Raw genomic sequence first — 18,417 nt, 5'->3', positions numbered from 1 at the left:
AAATACAATTAAATCAGTCTCTTAAAGATGATGCGAACTATTTCGTAATTTTGCTCCTATAATCGAATTGTAATTGGAAAAGAACGCAAAAATATATGTAGCTGGCCATCGCGGTATGGTTGGCTCAGCAATCTATCGTAAACTGGTAAAGGAAGGCTATACTCAACTGATCACCAGAACCTCATCGGAACTTGATCTACGCAATCAGCAGGATGTGGCCGACTTTTTTTCAGCAGAAAAACCGGAATATGTTTTTCTTGCCGCAGCTAAAGTTGGTGGTATTATTGCCAATAATACTTACCGGGCAGACTTTTTATATGAAAATCTTTGCATTCAGAACAATGTGATTCATGAGGCTTATAAAACCGGTGTTACTAAGCTGATGTTCTTAGGATCGAGCTGTATTTATCCGAAACTAGCACCTCAGCCATTAAAAGAAGCCTATTTACTGACTGGTCTTTTGGAAGAAACTAATGAGCCTTATGCGATTGCTAAAATTGCCGGGATCAAGATGTGTGAAGCCTACAGATCGCAGTACAATTGCAACTTTATCTCTGTCATGCCGACCAATTTATACGGTTATAATGATAATTATCACCCACAAAACTCCCATGTGCTGCCTGCATTGATCCGTAAGTTTCATGAAGCAAAAGTAAATGGCGGTGAAGAAGTAAACATTTGGGGTTCTGGATCACCTATGCGCGAGTTTCTTTTTGCAGATGATCTGGCAGAAGCCTGTTATTTCCTGATGCAAAATTATGATGAAGCTGGATTCCTGAATATCGGAACCGGAGTTGATCTGAGTATCAAAGACCTTGCTTTATTGATCAAGAAAGTGATCGGTTTTGAAGGTGAATTGACATTCGACAGCAGCAAACCAGATGGCACACCTCGCAAACTAATGGATGTTTCTAAACTTCATTCATTAGGATGGAAACATAAAATAGAACTGGAAGAAGGCATTAAATTAGCCTACCTGGACTTTTTAGCCAAACATATTTAGGTCACAAGCAAGCTCGGCATAAAGTCGTATAGTTTAAATTGATATCTTTGTTAAACTAGATAAATTTAAACTATATGACTTTAGTTCAACTGGAATACATTGTTGCCGTAGATACCTACAGAAGCTTTGTTGGCGCCGCAGAGAAATGTTTTGTGACGCAGCCCACCTTAAGTATGCAGGTACAAAAGCTAGAAGAAATGCTGAATGTCAAGATCTTTGACCGCAGCAAACAACCGGTAGTCCCTACAGAAATCGGCGCCCAGATTATTGAACAGGCCAGATTGGTACTCCAGGAAAGTCAAAAGATCAAAGAAATTATCAGCAGTCAGCAGCAGGATGTTGTGGGAGAACTTAAAGTAGGGATTATTCCAACTGTAGCCCCTTATTTATTACCCAGAGTAATCTCAGGTATGATGGAAAAATTTCCAGACCTGAAGCTTTTAATTTGGGAATATACCACGGAAGATATCATCCACCACCTTAAAACAGGTGTATTAGACTGCGGTATCCTAGCCACTCCTCTTGCCGACAGTCACCTCAATGAGCTTCCTCTTTATTATGAAAACTTTGTGACTTACATCAGCAAGAACAGCAAGCTGTATAAAAGAAAACAATTGATGCCAATGACCTGGAAGAAGAAAACATCTGGTTATTAAATGAAGGACATTGTATGCGTTCCCAGGTATTGAATATTTGTAGGTCTACCAAAGACAATCGCCTTCAGGGACTAACATATAATACCGGAAGCGTAGAAACGCTGATCCGAATGGTGGATGTGAATAATGGAGCGACTTTACTTCCTGAACTGGCCTTAACAGACCTGAGTGCTAAACAACTCAGCAAAGTGCGCCATTTTAGATCTCCTGAGCCTGTTCGAGAAATCAGCCTCGTTACCCACAAGAATTTCATTAAAAAACGTATGCTGAACGCCTTAAAAGAGGAAATTCTAGCCGTAATTCCAAAGGCTATGAAGCAAAAAAAGAGAAAAGACGTAGTTGGGATCTAAGCTCCTCAACAACGGGAAAATACTTTATGATGGTCCTCAATGGATCCAGAAAATCAAAGTTGAAAGGAAAAAGAAAAGCCTGTAGGGAGATCCCTACAGGCTTTTCTTTTGAAAAACACGTTGACTATGCTTTTTTGAAACGAGCAGCAACTGCATCCCAGTTTACCACATTCCAGAAAGCTGAAATATAATCAGGACGTCTGTTTTGATATTTTAAGTAGTAAGCATGTTCCCATACGTCCATACCCAATAGTGGAGTACCTTTTACTTCAGCGATATCCATTAATGGACTATCCTGGTTTGGAGTAGAAGTTACCGCCAATTTGTTATCAGCAGTAACGATTAACCAAGCCCATCCTGAACCAAAACGAGTAGCACCAGCTTCAGCAAATTTAGTTTTGAAATCAGCGAAAGAACCGAAAGCAGCATTGATTGCTTCTGCTAATTCTCCTTTAGGCTCGCCTCCTTTATTTGGGCCTAAAATTTCCCAGAATAAAGAGTGATTATAATGACCACCGCCATTGTTTCTTACTGCAGCAGGAAACTTAGAGATGTTTTTAACGATTTCTTCGATGCTTTGATTCGCTTCTGGTTTGCCTTCTAAAGCTTTGTTTAAGTTGGTAACGTATGCCTGGTGGTGCTTACCATGGTGAATTTCCATTGTAAGTTTATCAATATGCGGTTCTAGTGCATCTGTTGCGTAAGGTAACGCAGGTAATTCAAAAGCCATATTATTATATTTTAAGGTTAAATATTATTTCTTGTACAAATATAACATTCAAACGTTAGTTTTTGTTCAATTCTTTGTCAAGTTAGCCTCTTTTGTTAACGAAAAAACGTGTCATCAACGCCCCGCATTCCTGTGCAAGTACGCCGCCTTTCAATTCCGTTTTTGGATGAAGAAGGCTGGCATTTTTGGAGGTAAAGCCACGTTTTGCCTCGGTGGCACCATAAACAAGACGTCCGATCTGTGTCCAGTAGCTGGCACCGGCACACATGACACAAGGCTCAATCGTTACATATAAAGTACAATCTTTTAGATACTTACCGCCTAAAGTCTGGGCCGCAGCCGTAAAAGCCTGCATTTCTGCATGCGCAGTTACATCGTTCAACTGTTCGGTGAGGTTATATCCACGGCCCACAATTCTTCCTTTACACACGATAATTGCCCCGATTGGGATCTCTTCCGCATCGTACGCTTTTTGAGCCTCCTGCAAAGCGAGGCGCATATAATGCTCATCTTCGGCAGCAGGGTTCTCTTCTTCTGAAAAATTAAAATAACTCATTTATATCATTTTACTGCCATTCGGCACGGTACCATTTAATTTAGTCAGCACAATATCTCCATCCTCATCAGCGAAACCTGTGACCAGGAATTCCGACATAAATTTACCGATCTGTTTTTTAGGGAAATTGACGACACCTACAATTTGCTGACCGACCAATTCTTCTTTTGAATAGTGTTTCGTTACCTGGGCACTACTCATCTTTATACCATAGTCGCCAAAATCTACTTTCAGTTTGTAAGCGGGTTTTCTCGCCTCCGGAAAATCAAATACTTCCAGCACCGTTCCTGCACGAAGTTCGACTTTCTCAAAATCATTCCAGGTTATTTCTTCCATCCGCTAAAATTACAACTTATTGCCAAAACCTCAAGCGCTTTCCTCGAAGTATGAGTTTAGGAATGTTCATATAAATGGCCCTTACCCTGTTCAATATACAGGATAACGTAGTTGCTCCTTGCCCAGTATAACAGCAGGGTAGGTAACGAACGTATTCCCAAACCCATCAAACTAAAAAGAGCATTGTTTTTCCTAACTTTGCAGCATGATTGATGTAATACTTAAAAAAGGAAAAGAAAAAGCGGCAATGCTTCACCATCCCTGGATTTTTTCAGGAGCAATTGATAAGATTAAGGGAAAACCAGAAAATGGTGAAATCGTTAAAGTTTGTTCTGCAACAGCAGAATTTCTTGCCTATGCATATTACAATGCCGAATCCAGGGTAGCATTGAGGCTAATGGAATGGGATGAAAGTAAAACCATTGACAAATCATGGTATCAATTGAAACTTCGTGATGCGATTGCTTCCAGACAGCATTTGCTGAATAAAGATACCAATACCTGCAGACTGGTTTTCAGTGAAGCCGACTTCCTTCCTGGACTAATCGTAGATAAATATGCAGACTTTCTTTCGCTGCAAATTCTGAGTTCAGGAATGGAAAATGCGAAAAAGGAACTAATTGAGATCTTAATTGAAGAGTTAAACCCAAGAGGTATTTTTGATAAAAGCGATGCTGGTGCGCGTAAACATGAAAATTTAGAAGCGACACAGGGTTTACTTTGGGGCGAAACACCGCCAGAATTCATTGAAGTTAAAGAAAACGGAATCGCCTATCATATCAATATTGCCGACGGACAAAAATCCGGTTTTTACTGCGATCAGCGTGATAACCGTGATATTCTTGCTGCTTACAGCAAAGATAAAAACGTGCTGGACTGCTTCTGCTACAGTGGCGGTTTCACTTTAAACAGCTTAAAAAAGGGTGCTGCACATGTAACCAGTGTGGATAGCTCTGCTTTAGCTATTGAAACGTTAAAACACAATCTGGAGCTTAACGGTCTGGATCCTGCACGTCAGGAAAGCATTCAATCAGATGTCAACAAACAACTGCGTGTTTTCAAAGAAGAAGGCAAGAAATTCGACATTATCGTATTGGATCCACCAAAGTATGCACCTTCCCGTTCTGCATTAGACAGGGCTGCAAGAGCTTATAAAGACCTGAACAGATTAGGTATGTTATTGCTTGAAAAAGGCGGCTTATTGGCTACTTACTCTTGTTCTGGAGCGGTAGACATGGAAACCTTCAAGCAAATCATTGCCTGGGCTGCTTTAGACGCAGGAAGAGAAGTTCAAATCCTAAAACAATTCAACCAACCAGAAGACCATCCGGTAAGGGTTTCTTTCCCTGAAGGAGAGTACCTGAAAGGTTTATTACTAAGAGTACTTTAGTCGGCGGCTTCTTCGGAACCTTCAGACCGTTGATCATATTCCCCTTTCAGCGCATAATAGCCGAATATCACCAGGCCTGCGCTGATTGGGATAAAAATGAATAAGATAATCCCCCACTGCAAGGCCGTATTTGTCTTTTGCACCCCTTCCGCAGCCAAGCCTACTTTTTCATAAGCCTGCAAGAACAAAAAGATAATCGATGCAGGGCCCAATATCATCCAAAACAATCCTAATCCTTTTTTTAATCCGTTCATAATCGTGTTTTTTTAGCGGTTAATCTTCAATTTCTGCTTCCACAGGTTTTTTGTTGGACAGGTAAACGGCACCGATCACAAAGCTTAAAGCGGCAATACCAATCGGATACCAGAGGCCGGATAAAGGCGTAGAACCGGAGAAGCTGGCGATCAGCGTGGCAATAAAAGGCACTAATCCGCCAAATACACCATTTCCAACATGATAAGGCAAGGACATGGAAGTATACCTGATCTTTGTAGGGAACAGTTCCACTAAAAATGCAGCGATAGGCCCGTACACCATAGTCACCAGTAAAATCTGGAAGAAAATCAGAAATACAAATTTCCAGAATATGGGGCTGGATAGTTTTTTATCTTTTAGCAGCTCCGGGTGAATTTCAATCGGCTTATCCGCAGCGGCAAATTTCGTGTGAGATTGCACTTTATGGTAACTGCTGCCATCCACCAAAGTCACTACAGCAGTAGTCGTAACCAGGCTATCTACACCACCATCTATGGCTCCTCGCGTAACCACCGGATCATCGACCGATAAAATATCCTCTTGTGTGATTTTACTAAAGTCTGTATCGTCTAAAAATATCTGGTAAATGGGCCGGTAAAAGATGATTCCCAGTAACATTCCAGTCAGCATGATCCATTTCCTACCTACCCGGTCGCTCCAGGAGCCAAAAACTACAAAGAAAGGCGTCGCAAAGGCGATGCCCCAGAGCAAAATATACCTGGAATCGTTAAAATCTACTTTACAGGTGTTTTCAATGAAGGATTGCGCATAAAATTGTCCGGTGTACCAGATTACGCCCTGCCCCATTGTGGCACCAAACAAAGCAAGCAGTACCATTTTAAAGTTCGCTTTATTATTGAAACTTTCCTTTAAAGGATTTTTCGAGACCTTTCCTTCTGTTTTCAATTTCGTAAACATTGGAGATTCATGCATTTTCATCCTGATGTAGATGGATACCCCTACCAGCAGGATCGACAATAAGAATGGAATTCTCCAGCCCCAGGCCGCAAAGTCGTCTGCCCCTAACAGGTTTTTTGTCAATACAATCACGCCTAAGGATAGAAATAATCCTCCTGTAGCGGTGGTCTGAATCCAGCTGGTAAAAAAGCCTCTTTTATTTGCGGGTGCATGTTCCGCCACATAAGTAGCGGCGCCTCCATATTCTCCACCTAAGGCTAAGCCTTGCACTAAACGCAGGATCAGCACCAAAATCGGTGCCGCATAGCCAATACTGGAATAAGAAGGGATCAGACCGATTAAAAAAGTGGAACCACCCATTAACACTAACGTCAGCAGAAACGTATATTTACGGCCAATTAAATCGCCCAGGCGGCCAAATACCAGGGCTCCAAAAGGCCTCACAATAAACCCGGCGGCAAAAATCGCCAGTGTATTGATCAATGCAGAAGCTCCTGCATCGGCAGGAAAAAGCTGCGCGCCAATGATGGTCGCAAGGCTCCCAAAAATGTAAAAATCATACCATTCGATCAATGTGCCCAGAGAAGAGGCACCAATGACTTTGAAAATACTGTTCTTCTGTAATTCCGGGTTCATACGTTAAGGAAATAATTTGGCTTCAGAACTAAAGCTACTATTATTTCTCAACTATTAACTGTCAATAAAAGTAATTTGCAAAAAAAGAACCAAATCTTTTAGCGACTCTAAAGTACTTGGTTCTTTTGATTATAATTTGACACTAAAAGAAAGGTTATTCTTCTTCTCTGAAATACACCTTATAGTAGTTCATTGACTTATCATCATCATAGCCCTTCTCAATCAGGTCTTTATCTCCATGAATATAGATGTGGAAGTTCTTATCCAGCTTTAGAACACTTTTATAAGCCCTGGTTTGCTTTTTCACTGCAGCACCAGAAATGTCAAAAGTATCTGCAATAGGGGTATCAAACTCCTCTTCGTAACTCTTTTTATAGTTCTTGAAAGACTCAATTCCTTCGGCATTGCCAATCACCTCATTTGAGAATTCATCGAGATCGAAACTCTCTTTTTCCTTGAAATATTTCATGGATTTGTTCAGTAAATCGATCTTATCTGCTTTAGAAATATCAAATTCCTGATCCAATTTCTCCGTTACAAAGTTCTTATAAACGCCCAATACGCTATTGGTCTGGTTAAAGTTGTCATTTCTAATTTTCAATTTCAAAAACTCATCTTTCCAGTATACCGCTTCTGCGCTTTTATTGGTCTGATCAATCACTGCAACGCGGAAACCTTCTTCTTTATCTGTATTAAAGATCAAACAGCCTTTATCCAGCTTATTGATATTGATCGCATCTTCTTCATAACCCAGACCAAAACCACCATCTTCCGGATAAACCTTTAAGAAAGGTTCTTTAGTCTCTGATTTAAAGATCCCAATGGCATCATGAAGCGCTCCTTCGATCTGTACATTTTCAAAATAAGCGACATAAAGCTCTCCTGATTTAATTTTTGGATGCCCCGAAACATCATACAGGTATTTTGCGAGCTCCATGCTGTATTCATGAAATGTGGTACCATCTTCAAAAATTTTGGAAGCAAAGTGATACACTTCATTCAGATTTAAATCTGCATTTGGATGTGTGAAATGATAAATCTCATTCACTTTCGCAAAGGGCCCTAAAAAGTACTGCTGCAGCAAATTGCTCAGCATATTGTCTTTTAGGGGAATAGACTTTTCAGAAAGGACATAAAATTCGTCCTGTGCTTTATTTCCAATGCGGTGTATAGATAATTCGGCCAGTGCGGCTTCAAAAAATGAAATCATGCGGTAAAATTACTTGTTTTCGTGTGGGGTATTCTTAAGTTCTACAGGTTTATTACTTTTTTTCATTTTCAGATTCAGCATCTCTACCAATACCGAGAAGGCCATGGCAAAATAGATATATCCTTTAGGAATGTGTTGATCCAAGCCTTCTGCAAGCAGGGAAACCCCAATTAATAACAAAAATGATAAAGCCAGCATTTTAACTGTCGGGTGTTTATTTACGAAGTCACTAATCGTTGCTGCTGATACCAGCATGATCAATACGGCAATGATGACAGCTGCAATCATGATTTCTATATGATCTGCCATCCCAACCGCGGTAATTACAGAGTCTAAAGAGAATACCACGTCTAAAATCAGTATCTGTATGATAATGCCCATGAAGGAATGAACTTTTCCTTTGATACCTCCCTCTTCTTCGCCTTCCAGCTTCTGGTGGATTTCGTGTGTACTTTTATAAATCAGGAATAACCCACCGATGATGAGGATCAAGTCTCTTCCAGAAATTGCCAGCTTTTCCAGCCATTCGCCATTGCTAATGCCAATCCAATCGCCTACATTAAACAATGGTGCGGTTAATTTCATCACCCAGGTTAGCGATAATAACAGCAGCACTCTGGTGATCATTGCCAGGCCTAAACCGACCTGTCGTGCTTTTTTCTGCTGATCTACCGGCAGTTTTCCTGCTAAAATTGAAATGAATACGATGTTGTCAATACCCAGTACGATCTCCAGTATGGTTAAAGTAATGAGCGATATCCAAGCTTCCGGGCTGCTAAAAATTTCCATATGACATAAAATAAATCAAGCCACTAAGATATAAAAAAAGCCTGCTGAATTTATCAACAGGCCCTTCCTTAAAGTATGTAATTCTCTGAATTAATTAAAGGAGATTCCTCCATAATTTGTACGTATAGTGACATTTCCATTGCTGCCATTTCCGATCTTACCGGCATAATGTTTCGAACTACCGCTTTCAGAAACCAGTTTAGAACTCACATTATTACCTGGATTAAAGCCGCCATAATTCGCTCTTACTTCAAAATCACCGCTGTAATTGCTGGCAAAGCCAATTGAAACTCCGGTATAATTAGAATTTACTGTTAAAATTTTACAGCTTGGAAGTACATTATCAACAACCAGCTTATTATAGCCCAGGTCGAAATTTCCATCTCCTTTCAGCGTACCTACCTTAACGGTGGTATACTGCCCATTGATGCTGAGTTTATTCACCGAACCAATTGTAATGTTGTTGTATTGTTGTCTGATGTTAGCATTTCCATTCACGATACTCACATTTACATTGGTGTACTGCGCATTCAGGTCCAGGTTATTTACCGAGCCGATGTTCAGTCCTTTTCCGTATTGCTGTTTGATCTGTGCGTCGCCTTTGATTGCAGTAATTGTTACGCCCACATATTGTGCATCCAAATCCAGCGTACCTACCGTACCCAGTTTCAAGGAAGCTCCATATTGCTGTTTGATCACACCTTTGTTCATATTGGCAATATCCGTTTGTCCGTATTGCACATTTACATAGTTGTTATTACTGGATAAATTACCTGCGGTAAACGTACCATATTGAAGCTTTACAGAAAGTGCGCCGGAAAAATCAGACATACTTAATCCACCATATTGGTTGTTCACGGTTAATGCCATACTAGCCGGCATATAAACCACGTAATTGATCTTAACTTCCCTTCTCCAGATTACTTTCCCATTTCTCACACTGCTGCCATAGCGGCCATCTCTTGATCCTATATTGGTTTTAAAGGAAACCTGATCACCGGATTTTCCAGCGTCAATAGTGGTTTCATCCAATAAGCGCTGTGCATCATCGGCATCCTTGCTATAGGCTTTGATGTCGACATCCACCTTTACTTCTCTTTTATCCCATGTTTTGATGACTACAGCACCATATTTATTGCTGATACTCAATTTATCACCGGCATCAACAGAAAAATTTTTAGAGAAAGTTTTTGATTTCCCCGGATCATCGGCATCGTCCTGACGATCGCTATCCTGGCGATTCAAAGGAGGCAAAGGTGGTAATGGCGGCAGGGCCAAAATGGGCTCTACAGCTACATTGATCCGCAAAGGAACCATGACTGCCAGCCTTGGTGCATCGTTCAGTTCTTTTACCACCGACTGGGCGCCGGCAAAGTTGGCGACCAATAGCAGGCCACTCATTCCCCAAACTAACTTTTTCATATTTGATTCTCCTCTTTGATTTGATTCACTTCATTGATGATCGACAATTGCTGATTGATCACCTGTAATTGCAGCTCCAGATTTTTTACCATTGCCCGTACCACTACTTCTTGATTCGGACTGTGCTGTAATTCTTTTTTTAACTTTTCATAATCACCGTCCAGCTGGTTCAGATCTGAGCTGAACTGCTTATATAACACTGGATTTTTCTTTGCAAAGACCTGCAAGCTGTCTTTTTTTTCTTCAATCAGGCTAGCAAATTTCATTTCTTTCTTTCCATAAACCGGGCTAATGTCTGCAATTTCCAGTTCCTGTTTTCCTCCTTTACGAGAGGTATACATAAAAGTAACCGTCATGATCAGGATCAGCGATGCAGCTATACCTAACCAAAATGGCATTCCCGATTTTTTTTTTACCTTCTCTTTGTCTAATCCTGCTTCAATCCTCGCCCATAACTGGTCGGATGGTGTGTTAAAGTCAAACTCCTTTTTGTTTTCCTTAATGTATTCTTCGATACTCCTCTTGTTCATCGCTATACCCCTCTCTTTACTAATAAATCATTTAATTTCATTTTCGCTCGCATGTACTGTGTTCTGGAGGTACTCTCCGCTATTTTCAAAATATGTGCAATCTCTTCATGGTCGTAACCTTCAAAAAGATATAAGCTGAGCACCACACGGTATCGGTCTGGCAGTTTGGCAATCGCCATTCTCACCTCCTCTACCCTCAATTCCAGATCTTCTTCGTCCAGCGTCTGCGGTTCTGCCACCTCTACTTCTTCCAGGCTCACAAACTCTACCTTTCGCTTTCTGAGGTAATTGATCGATTTATTGATCACGATCTGCTTCAGCCAAAGGCCAAAAGTAGTCTCTCCTCTAAAGCTCTCTATCCGAGTAAAAGCATCCAGAAACGCTTCTTGCAAGACATCTTCTGCCTCATCATCAAAGTTCACTATTCTCAGCGCTACATTATACATAGCCTTAGCATACAATTTGTAGATTTCAAATTGTGCTTTCCGGTTTCCTTGCCGGCACTCCTGAACGAGTGTTACGTGTTTATCGATGTATACAGTTTCCAATGTTTTCCAATTCGATTATAAGACAGGTGATTTTTTAAAACGTTGCATCTCAAACAAAAATATTTTCAATATACTAAGCTAAATTCAATGAGGGTTGAAATATCCGGTTCAAAATCAATATTTTTGGGACTTAATACTTTTAATAATGTTAAGAACAACTACTTGCGGAGCTCTAACTATTGAGAATTTAGGTGAAAATGTAATCTTATGTGGCTGGGTTCAAAAATCCAGAGATTTAGGAGGGATGACTTTTATTGACATCCGCGACAGATACGGGATTACCCAACTTGTTTTCAATATGGACGACAACCGGGAATTATGCGAGGCAGCACGTAGCCTGGGCAGGGAATTTGTAATTAAAGCCAGCGGTCTAGTGGTAGAACGCTCCAACAAAAACCTGAAAATGCCTACAGGTGAAGTCGAAATTAAAATCACTGCATTAGAAATACTGAACGCAGCAAAATTACCTCCATTCATGATCGATGATGAAACTGATGGTGGTGACGATTTGCGTATGAAATATCGTTACCTGGATTTACGTAGAAATCCAATCCGTAACAACATGGTACTGCGTCATAAAATGGCACAAGCCGTTCGTCGTTATTTAGACAATCTGGACTTTATCGAGGTAGAAACACCGGTATTGATCAAATCCACACCAGAAGGTGCAAGAGATTTTGTGGTACCAAGCAGAATGAACGAAGGACAGTTTTATGCCCTTCCACAGTCGCCGCAAACGTTCAAGCAATTGCTGATGGTGTCTGGTTTCGACCGCTATTTTCAGATCGTTAAATGTTTTAGAGATGAGGATTTACGCGCAGACAGGCAGCCGGAATTTACACAAATCGACTGTGAAATGTCTTTCATTGAACAAGAAGATATTTTAAATACTTTCGAAGGACTGATCCGTACCTTATTCAAAGATCTGAAAGACTTTGATTTACCGGAAGTTCCAAGAATGCAGTATTCAGATGCCATGAAATTCTATGGTTCTGATAAACCAGATACCCGTTTTGAAATGCAGTTTGTTGAATTGACGGAGCTGGTAAAAGGAAAAGACTTCCCTGTTTTTGACAGTGCAGAAATGATCATCGGTATTAATGCTGCTGGTTGCGCAAGCTATACCAGAAAGCAGATGGACGAATTGACAGAATTCGTAAAACGCCAGCAGATTGGGGCTACAGGCCTGATTTACATGCGTCATAACGAAGATGGTTCATTGAAATCTTCTGTAGATAAGTTTTATAATGAAGAAGAACTGAAAAAATGGTCGGCAGCAATGAATACCCAACCGGGTGATTTAGTGCTGATCATGTCAGGTCTGACAGATAAAGTACGCAAGCAATTGAGCGAATTACGTCTTGAAATGGGTACTCGCCTTGGTTTACGTGATAAAAACAAATTCAGCGCCCTTTGGGTACTAGACTTCCCGCTATTGGAATGGGATGAAGAAACAGAGCGTTACCATGCGATGCACCACCCATTTACTTCTCCAAAACCGGAAGATATTGCTTTACTAGATACTGATCCAGGAAATGTTAGAGCAAACGCTTATGATATGGTGGTAAATGGCACTGAAATCGGTGGTGGTTCTATCCGTATTCATGACAGAACACTTCAGGCTTTAATGTTCAAACATTTAGGTTTCTCTCCGGAAGATGCACAGAAACAATTTGGCTTCCTGATGGACGCTTTTGAATTTGGCGCACCTCCACATGGTGGTATTGCTTTTGGATTTGATAGATTGTGCTCTATTTTCGCAGGATTAGATAGTATCCGTGATGTGATTGCTTTCCCGAAAAACAACTCTGGAAGAGATGTAATGATTGATAGTCCATCGACTATTGATGAGAAACAGATGAAAGAATTGAAAATCCAGACTACGGTTTAATTACCTTTCCAAGAAAATTCTGGTAATACACCCGGCTAGGTGGTTTAGCCGGGTGATCATAAAAATTGCATAGCGATCAATGTGGATTGGTTATAAAAAAAGGAAGCTTTAGGGCTTCCTTTTTTTATATCTGTAATCTTAGTAAGTTTCACTATCTGGTGGAATGCCATAATCGACTTCCAGCGGTGGTTTTTCTTTTGTTTTCTTTGATTTGCTAAACCAACCCGTTACCGAGTTAAATATCGCCGATAAATGCTCTGCATCAAGCGACTTTCCAAGCTTACCTGAAGCCAAGCCTACCAAAGCCTTTGTGACTAAACCAGAGCCCTTAAAAAAGGTACTGTTCATCACCAAAGGAAGTGCCATAGAAAGCACCTTACTGCTGATGTTAAATTTATCATCAATTTTCAGGAAAGCTGATGGGGTGGCATATTTCTTAATAAAGCCACTTATCGTAAACTGATGGAGGTATTTTTTAGAATCCCCAACCAGTGCTTCTCCCTTTGAAGTATATTCAGATTTCAACAGCCGCACCTGCAGGTGTAAATCCTCGAAGTTATTGATGTTATACTTTCGGTTCATCTTCCTCCTCCTCCTTATCTGCTAGTTTATTAAAATAGCGTCTGATGGTAAAATTAATGATGGCCTTTTCAATGTATTTTTCTTTCGTAAAATAAACGATCACAGCCAACAGCAGATAAATCAATGCAACGCATCCGAAACCTCTGGTAAAACTGCCCAGTACATCTGATAAAAACAGGGCTAAAGTAAAGGTCCCAAACAGGAACGCCAGCAGGAAGCAAATTGCAACTGCGGCATTAGTAACCAAATCGGCGAACATTTTTGAGCCCCGCTCAATCAGGTATAAACGGGTATACTCCAATCGTGTATTCACATACTCTTTGGCATCTCCAACCAGTCCTTCCAGATCTTTTTCTTTATTTTCCTGCATTACAATGTGCTTTTGGGATTACCTATGCGTGTTCTAAATCGTCTTCAAATTCTTCTTCTTCTTTACGAAGTTTCTCTTTCACAGTGCCTACAACTTTATCTTTTAAGCTTGCCAGTTGATTAATTTCATCTGCGGCTCTATCTCTGATGGTATCTCCCAGATCTTTCAACGACTGGCTTAATTTATCTCTTGTTTCACTGCCTTTTTCTGGAGCAAATAGTAATCCTAATGCGGCACCCGCAGCTAAACCTGCCAATAGCCCAATTAATACTTTTGAATTATCATTCATGACATTTACATTTTGTGTTGAATATTTATTTTGTTGATGCTGGAATATAGTAATTATAACGATTCCCCTTCAGAAATTGTTTTAATTCTTTCCAATCTTTCTGCCGCCATGGCACTGCTTTCGTATATTTTGATCAATAATACGAAGTAGGACAACAACAATGGACCGAAGACCAGGCCTAGTATTCCAAATAAGGGTACACCAATAACTACGCCAATTACAGTGATAATGGGATGAATATTTCCAACTTTTTTAGCGATGATGAAGCGCAGCACATTATCGATATTGATAATCACCACGAACCCAAAGATGAGCATCGCCCAGCCAGCAAAATTGTTTCCATTAGCCAGCTGCAATAAAGCAGCAGGCACAAAAACTACAGGGGGGCCAAGTACAGGAACAAAGGAGATAAACATCGTGACCACCCCCCAGAATAAGGGATCAGAATAACCGAGGACATAAAATGCCAGGCTGACCAATGAGCCTTGAACAATCGTGATTAAACCTTGCCCCAGTACATTGGAATAGGTGGTATTCCTCATTTCTTCCGCAAAACGATAGGCGTTCTGCTCCCGGAAGGGTGCGTATTTGATCAATGAAGCTTCAAAGGTTTCGCGCTCCACCAGCATGAAATACAATAGGAAATACATGATGATGAGCCCAAGAATGATGTTAAAGGCTCCGGAAATTAAAGAAGGAAAAAGTTCTGTAGCCCAGGTTCCTGCTTTTTTCATCCCCTCTTCTACCAGATTCTGAAAGTCGCTGTTGAGCGGAATCAGGTGCTTTAACTTGAAGAGCATATTTTTAAAATAGATATGATCGCTTTGCAGTTCTGCAATTTTCTCGATCACCATTGTGCTTAAGGCGTAGAAAGGAAGAATCAGTACGAGCACAGAGGCAAACAATAGCAGAAGAGCAGAAAGGCGTTTATTCCATTTCTTCTCTTCTACCAGATAGATATACGCGGGTCTTAATATCGTAAACAACACCAGGGTACTTAAAATTGATCCAAAGATCCCCTGTATAGAATAAGCAATTAAACAACCCAAGGCGATGATAATCACCAGGTTGATGTTATTCCTTTGTTTATGGGTGAATAAAGACATTCGCGTTTAACTTTCCAAATTGATAGCTCTCATTTTATTATACAACGTTTTCCTATCGATATTCAGGATCTTCGCCGCTTTTGTTTTGTTAAAATTCACTTCTCTCAATACTTTCAATATCGCTTCATATTCTGCTTCTAAAGCCGCATTTTTAAGGTCACGAGGTTTTTCAGTACGGGCAATAGAAGTTTCCATAGCAGAAGCTTTGGCATAAGTAGAGATCTCTAATGGCAGTGCTTTCAATTGAATTTCCTGCGTTTCCGTCAGCAATGATGCCCTTCTGACCACATTTTTCAGCTCTCTCACGTTCCCTGGCCAGTTATAAGTCATGAAACACTCTTCCACTTCCGGAGAGAAGCCATGAATCTTGCGGTTTAACTCCTGATTTGCTCCTTTTAAGAAGGTATGTGCAAATACCATAATGTCGTTTCCACGCTGTCTTAATGGCGGCAAGCTCAAAGAAAACTCATTAAACCTATGGTATAAATCTTCCCTGAATTTTCCTTTTTGAATTGCATCTGCCAGATTTTCATTCGTAGCCACGATGATCCTTACATCCAGTTCAATTTCTTTGGTACTTCCGATTCTTTTGATCTTACGTTCCTGTACCGTCCTTAATAAGGCGGCCTGGATTTCATAAGAAAGGTTGCCAACTTCATCCAAAAACAAAGTGCCGCCGTTCGCCATTTCGAAATGGCCAATTTTAGTATATAATGCCCCGGTAAAAGATCCTTTTTCATGGCCGAAGAATTCACTTCCTGCCAGCTCTTTGGTTAATGAACCGCAGTCCATGGCCACAAAAGGTAAATCTTTACGTGGGCTGTTCAAATGAATGGCCATGGCCACCGACTCTTTTCCTGTTCCGCTTTCGCCAGTCAGGATGACACTATAAGTTGTGGGTGCCACCAAATGAATCTGCCTTTGCAATTCTTTAGAAGCGCCGCTTGCACCGATCACGAAATTCTCGGCATGACTATAAGTCTGCTTCTGGCCCTTTTGTTTTGGCGTTTCTGCCGGAATTTCCAATCTGTTTTCATTCAAAGCAGTTTGGGTATCAATCGCCTTATTGATGGTATTTAAAATTTCATCCGGATACAAAGGCTTGGTGATATAATCATAGGCGCCCAGCTTAATGAGTTCTACAGCTAGTTTAATATCTGAATATCCTGTAATAATGATTACTCCAGTGCCGGGATAACTTTCTTTGATCTTGATGAGCATTTCTTTCCCGTCCGTATCTTCCAAACGGTAGTCACACAAAACCAGATCATAGCTTTCCTTTGCCAGATATTCCATCGCTGAAACACCACTTGTAGCTGTTGAGACGCTAAACGAATTTCTGGTTAAAAACTTAGAAAGTAATAAACCGATGTTTATTTCGTCGTCAACAATCAATATTTTTCTCATAGGGAAATTAAATAGTTTACTGTATTATAACCAGATAAATATATATACTTTTTTCGTATGGGAAAAATTTTCTACACTTTTAAATCCTACGACCTATAAAAAGGTCAGTTTTTATCCATTAAAAAAGCCCATTGAAGAAACATCAAATGGGCCTTAAATATGTTTTAAACGTGATTATTTCCCTAAAAAGGCTGCTTTTCTTTTTTCAAAAAATGCAGAAGTACCTTCTTTAAAGTCTTCTGTATCAAAACACTTACCAAACTCTTTGATTTCCGTTTCGAAGCCATTTTCATCATGTCGGATGGCGGCATTAACAGCGCGGATGGCACTGCCAATCGCAAGTGGTGCCCGCTGTTTAATTTTTGATAGAATTTCTTCCGCTTTTGCGAGCAATTCTTCTGCAGGAACGACGTAATTAACGAGGCCTATTTTCTCTGCTGCTGCAGCGGTGATCATATCTGCAGTAGTGATCATTTCTATGGCTTTTCCTTTTCCCACCAGCTGCGTTAACCGTTGGGTGCCACCATATCCCGGAATCAACCCTAAAGTCACTTCCGGCAATCCCAATTTTGCATTTTCTGAAGCAATTCGAATGTGGCAGGCCATAGCCAGTTCCAATCCACCGCCTAAAGCAAACCCATTAATCGCGGCAATCACAGGTTTCGGACAGTTTTCGATCGCATTAAAGACTTGATGCTGACCATTTCTAGCCAACGCTTCGCCTTGTTCACCTGAGTAAGCAGCAAATTCAGAAATATCAGCTCCTGCAACAAAGGCTTTTGGTCCGGCACCAGTAAGCAGTACTGCACGCACTTCATCGTTCTGTGCAGCATCAGCAATCACCGCTGCCAATTCGGCCAAAGTATCCTTATTGAGTGCATTGAGCTTTTGTTCTCTGTTAATCGTCACATATAATACCGATTCTTTGATTTCTGATAAAAGATTTTGATGAGCCATATAAGGTCTGTTTATGCGGTTAAGGAGATTAGAAATTTCTGTTTTCAGTTACCCAGTCTTTGATGTAATTAGTGATGGTCTCCATGGTCGTTCCTGGAGCAAACAATTCCCCAACACCAATGGCTTTTAACTTGTCCATATCACTTTCAGGAATGATGCCACCCCCGGTCAGCAAAATATCTGTCACTCCTTTCTGTTTCATAATTTCTACTATTTTGGGGAAAACGGTCATGTGGGCTCCGGATAAGATCGAGACCCCAATTGCGTCCACATCTTCCTGTAAAGCGGTGTTTACCACCATCTCGGGTGTTTGTCGAAGGCCAGTATAAATCACTTCCATTCCAGCATCCCGTAAGGAAGTGGCAATCACTTTTGCCCCCCTATCGTGCCCATCCAATCCAACTTTAGCCACTAAAACCCGAATGGGTCTGTTTAATGTGTTGCTCATAAAATATACGAATAGTAGGTTGTAAATGTAAGTAAATT

20 protein-coding genes and 1 pseudogene are annotated in these 18,417 nt (G+C 40.6%); 4 read left to right on the top strand and 17 right to left on the bottom strand.

What is annotated here, in order from left to right:
- Positions 1-73 precede the first annotated feature (73 nt).
- Both fcl and AQ505_RS00835 read left to right on the top strand, forming a co-directional pair.
- Entirely contained in the window at positions 74-1,003 is a 930-nt protein-coding gene (gene fcl / locus AQ505_RS00840) for a GDP-L-fucose synthase (protein WP_062546431.1), read from the top strand.
- Positions 1,004-1,077: 74 nt separating this feature from the next.
- Positions 1,078-2,009 (top strand): annotated as a pseudogene (locus AQ505_RS00835) (hydrogen peroxide-inducible genes activator).
- Between the two features lie 124 nt (positions 2,010-2,133).
- Here the strand turns inward: AQ505_RS00835 and AQ505_RS00830 are convergent.
- The 3 genes from AQ505_RS00830 to AQ505_RS00820 all read right to left on the bottom strand — a co-directional run bounded on the left by AQ505_RS00830 (position 2,134) and on the right by AQ505_RS00820 (position 3,631).
- Complete coding sequence (locus AQ505_RS00830; RefSeq protein ID WP_062546430.1) at positions 2,134-2,739, bottom strand: superoxide dismutase; 606 nt, start codon at positions 2,737-2,739, stop codon at positions 2,134-2,136.
- Between the two features lie 82 nt (positions 2,740-2,821).
- Positions 2,822-3,295 carry a nucleoside deaminase gene (locus AQ505_RS00825; RefSeq protein ID WP_062546429.1) on the bottom strand — a complete coding sequence of 158 codons (474 nt, stop codon included), beginning with the start codon at positions 3,293-3,295 and terminating at the stop codon, positions 2,822-2,824.
- Positions 3,296-3,631 carry a tRNA-binding protein gene (locus AQ505_RS00820; protein WP_062546428.1) on the bottom strand — a complete coding sequence of 112 codons (336 nt, stop codon included), beginning with the start codon at positions 3,629-3,631 and terminating at the stop codon, positions 3,296-3,298.
- Between the two features lie 205 nt (positions 3,632-3,836).
- On the opposite strand from AQ505_RS00820, the gene AQ505_RS00815 reads away from it, so the two are divergent.
- A complete protein-coding gene (locus AQ505_RS00815) occupies positions 3,837-5,021 on the top strand; it encodes a class I SAM-dependent rRNA methyltransferase (protein WP_062546427.1) in 1,185 nt (394 codons plus the stop codon).
- On the opposite strand, the gene AQ505_RS00810 is transcribed toward AQ505_RS00815, so the two are convergent.
- From AQ505_RS00810 to AQ505_RS00780, 7 genes are all read right to left on the bottom strand, one after another.
- On the bottom strand, positions 5,018-5,275 hold the full coding sequence (locus AQ505_RS00810) for a DUF6814 family protein (protein WP_062546426.1): 258 nt from the start codon (positions 5,273-5,275) through the stop codon (positions 5,018-5,020). The genes AQ505_RS00815 and AQ505_RS00810 overlap by 4 nt on opposite strands.
- Positions 5,276-5,294: 19 nt before the next feature.
- Positions 5,295-6,830 carry an MFS transporter gene (locus tag AQ505_RS00805; RefSeq protein ID WP_062546425.1) on the bottom strand — a complete coding sequence of 512 codons (1,536 nt, stop codon included), beginning with the start codon at positions 6,828-6,830 and terminating at the stop codon, positions 5,295-5,297.
- 154 nt (positions 6,831-6,984) lie between these two features.
- Positions 6,985-8,040: a nucleoid-associated protein gene (locus AQ505_RS00800; RefSeq protein ID WP_062546424.1), complete on the bottom strand. Its 1,056-nt coding sequence runs from the start codon at positions 8,038-8,040 to the stop codon at positions 6,985-6,987.
- 9 nt (positions 8,041-8,049) lie between these two features.
- Entirely contained in the window at positions 8,050-8,829 is a 780-nt protein-coding gene (locus AQ505_RS00795) for a TerC family protein (protein ID WP_062546423.1), read from the bottom strand.
- Between the two features lie 90 nt (positions 8,830-8,919).
- A complete protein-coding gene (locus tag AQ505_RS00790) occupies positions 8,920-10,251 on the bottom strand; it encodes a hypothetical protein (RefSeq protein WP_062546422.1) in 1,332 nt (443 codons plus the stop codon).
- Positions 10,248-10,781, bottom strand: coding sequence for a hypothetical protein (locus tag AQ505_RS00785; protein ID WP_062546421.1), 534 nt, complete (start codon positions 10,779-10,781; stop codon positions 10,248-10,250). The genes AQ505_RS00790 and AQ505_RS00785 overlap by 4 nt, the downstream gene beginning before the upstream one ends.
- A gap of 2 nt (positions 10,782-10,783) precedes the next feature.
- On the bottom strand, positions 10,784-11,329 hold the full coding sequence (locus AQ505_RS00780) for an RNA polymerase sigma factor (RefSeq protein ID WP_062546420.1): 546 nt from the start codon (positions 11,327-11,329) through the stop codon (positions 10,784-10,786).
- Between the two features lie 145 nt (positions 11,330-11,474).
- Between AQ505_RS00780 and aspS the strand changes: the two genes are divergently transcribed.
- Complete coding sequence (aspS, locus tag AQ505_RS00775; protein WP_062546419.1) at positions 11,475-13,220, top strand: aspartate--tRNA ligase; 1,746 nt, start codon at positions 11,475-11,477, stop codon at positions 13,218-13,220.
- Between the two features lie 138 nt (positions 13,221-13,358).
- On the opposite strand, the gene AQ505_RS00770 is transcribed toward aspS, so the two are convergent.
- The 7 genes from AQ505_RS00770 to AQ505_RS00740 form a co-directional block, all read right to left on the bottom strand.
- Positions 13,359-13,802, bottom strand: a complete 444-nt coding sequence (locus AQ505_RS00770) for a hypothetical protein (protein WP_062546418.1) — start codon at positions 13,800-13,802, stop codon at positions 13,359-13,361.
- Positions 13,786-14,172, bottom strand: a complete 387-nt coding sequence (locus tag AQ505_RS00765; protein ID WP_062546417.1) for a phage holin family protein — start codon at positions 14,170-14,172, stop codon at positions 13,786-13,788. The genes AQ505_RS00770 and AQ505_RS00765 overlap by 17 nt, the downstream gene beginning before the upstream one ends.
- A gap of 22 nt (positions 14,173-14,194) precedes the next feature.
- Positions 14,195-14,461, bottom strand: a complete 267-nt coding sequence (locus AQ505_RS00760) for a YtxH domain-containing protein (RefSeq protein WP_062546416.1) — start codon at positions 14,459-14,461, stop codon at positions 14,195-14,197.
- A gap of 53 nt (positions 14,462-14,514) precedes the next feature.
- Positions 14,515-15,567: an AI-2E family transporter gene (locus tag AQ505_RS00755; RefSeq protein ID WP_062546415.1), complete on the bottom strand. Its 1,053-nt coding sequence runs from the start codon at positions 15,565-15,567 to the stop codon at positions 14,515-14,517.
- 6 nt (positions 15,568-15,573) lie between these two features.
- The gene (locus AQ505_RS00750; RefSeq protein ID WP_062546414.1) at positions 15,574-16,974 is read right to left on the bottom strand and encodes a sigma-54-dependent transcriptional regulator; all 1,401 of its coding nucleotides are present in this window, start codon (positions 16,972-16,974) and stop codon (positions 15,574-15,576) included.
- A gap of 174 nt (positions 16,975-17,148) precedes the next feature.
- Positions 17,149-17,931 carry an enoyl-CoA hydratase/isomerase family protein gene (locus AQ505_RS00745; RefSeq protein WP_062546413.1) on the bottom strand — a complete coding sequence of 261 codons (783 nt, stop codon included), beginning with the start codon at positions 17,929-17,931 and terminating at the stop codon, positions 17,149-17,151.
- 28 nt (positions 17,932-17,959) lie between these two features.
- Positions 17,960-18,379 carry a cobalamin B12-binding domain-containing protein gene (locus AQ505_RS00740; protein ID WP_062546412.1) on the bottom strand — a complete coding sequence of 140 codons (420 nt, stop codon included), beginning with the start codon at positions 18,377-18,379 and terminating at the stop codon, positions 17,960-17,962.
- Positions 18,380-18,417: the final 38 nt, after the last annotated feature.

The sequence above is a fragment of the Pedobacter sp. PACM 27299 genome (assembly GCF_001412655.1).
In the GTDB taxonomy this organism is placed as follows: domain Bacteria; phylum Bacteroidota; class Bacteroidia; order Sphingobacteriales; family Sphingobacteriaceae; genus Pedobacter.
This window is presented reverse-complemented; position numbering and strand designations above follow the sequence as displayed.

What these genes read in the sequence shown, in the direction of transcription:
- AQ505_RS00765 (WP_062546417.1), bottom strand. Translation starts at nt 14,172, where the DNA reads ATGCAGGAAAATAAAGAAAAAGATCTGGAAGGACTGGTTGGAGATGCC.
- AQ505_RS00745 (WP_062546413.1), bottom strand. Translation starts at nt 17,931, where the DNA reads ATGGCTCATCAAAATCTTTTATCAGAAATCAAAGAATCGGTATTATAT.
- AQ505_RS00810 (WP_062546426.1), bottom strand. Translation starts at nt 5,275, where the DNA reads ATGAACGGATTAAAAAAAGGATTAGGATTGTTTTGGATGATATTGGGC.
- AQ505_RS00770 (WP_062546418.1), bottom strand. Translation starts at nt 13,802, where the DNA reads ATGAACCGAAAGTATAACATCAATAACTTCGAGGATTTACACCTGCAG.
- AQ505_RS00750 (WP_062546414.1), bottom strand. Translation starts at nt 16,974, where the DNA reads ATGAGAAAAATATTGATTGTTGACGACGAAATAAACATCGGTTTATTA.
- AQ505_RS00740 (WP_062546412.1), bottom strand. Translation starts at nt 18,379, where the DNA reads ATGAGCAACACATTAAACAGACCCATTCGGGTTTTAGTGGCTAAAGTT.
- AQ505_RS00830 (WP_062546430.1), bottom strand. Translation starts at nt 2,739, where the DNA reads ATGGCTTTTGAATTACCTGCGTTACCTTACGCAACAGATGCACTAGAA.
- AQ505_RS00820 (WP_062546428.1), bottom strand. Translation starts at nt 3,631, where the DNA reads ATGGAAGAAATAACCTGGAATGATTTTGAGAAAGTCGAACTTCGTGCA.
- AQ505_RS00760 (WP_062546416.1), bottom strand. Translation starts at nt 14,461, where the DNA reads ATGAATGATAATTCAAAAGTATTAATTGGGCTATTGGCAGGTTTAGCT.
- AQ505_RS00815 (WP_062546427.1), top strand. Translation starts at nt 3,837, where the DNA reads ATGATTGATGTAATACTTAAAAAAGGAAAAGAAAAAGCGGCAATGCTT.
- AQ505_RS00805 (WP_062546425.1), bottom strand. Translation starts at nt 6,830, where the DNA reads ATGAACCCGGAATTACAGAAGAACAGTATTTTCAAAGTCATTGGTGCC.
- aspS (WP_062546419.1), top strand. Translation starts at nt 11,475, where the DNA reads ATGTTAAGAACAACTACTTGCGGAGCTCTAACTATTGAGAATTTAGGT.
- AQ505_RS00755 (WP_062546415.1), bottom strand. Translation starts at nt 15,567, where the DNA reads ATGTCTTTATTCACCCATAAACAAAGGAATAACATCAACCTGGTGATT.
- AQ505_RS00825 (WP_062546429.1), bottom strand. Translation starts at nt 3,295, where the DNA reads ATGAGTTATTTTAATTTTTCAGAAGAAGAGAACCCTGCTGCCGAAGAT.
- AQ505_RS00800 (WP_062546424.1), bottom strand. Translation starts at nt 8,040, where the DNA reads ATGATTTCATTTTTTGAAGCCGCACTGGCCGAATTATCTATACACCGC.
- AQ505_RS00790 (WP_062546422.1), bottom strand. Translation starts at nt 10,251, where the DNA reads ATGAAAAAGTTAGTTTGGGGAATGAGTGGCCTGCTATTGGTCGCCAAC.
- AQ505_RS00795 (WP_062546423.1), bottom strand. Translation starts at nt 8,829, where the DNA reads ATGGAAATTTTTAGCAGCCCGGAAGCTTGGATATCGCTCATTACTTTA.
- AQ505_RS00785 (WP_062546421.1), bottom strand. Translation starts at nt 10,781, where the DNA reads ATGAACAAGAGGAGTATCGAAGAATACATTAAGGAAAACAAAAAGGAG.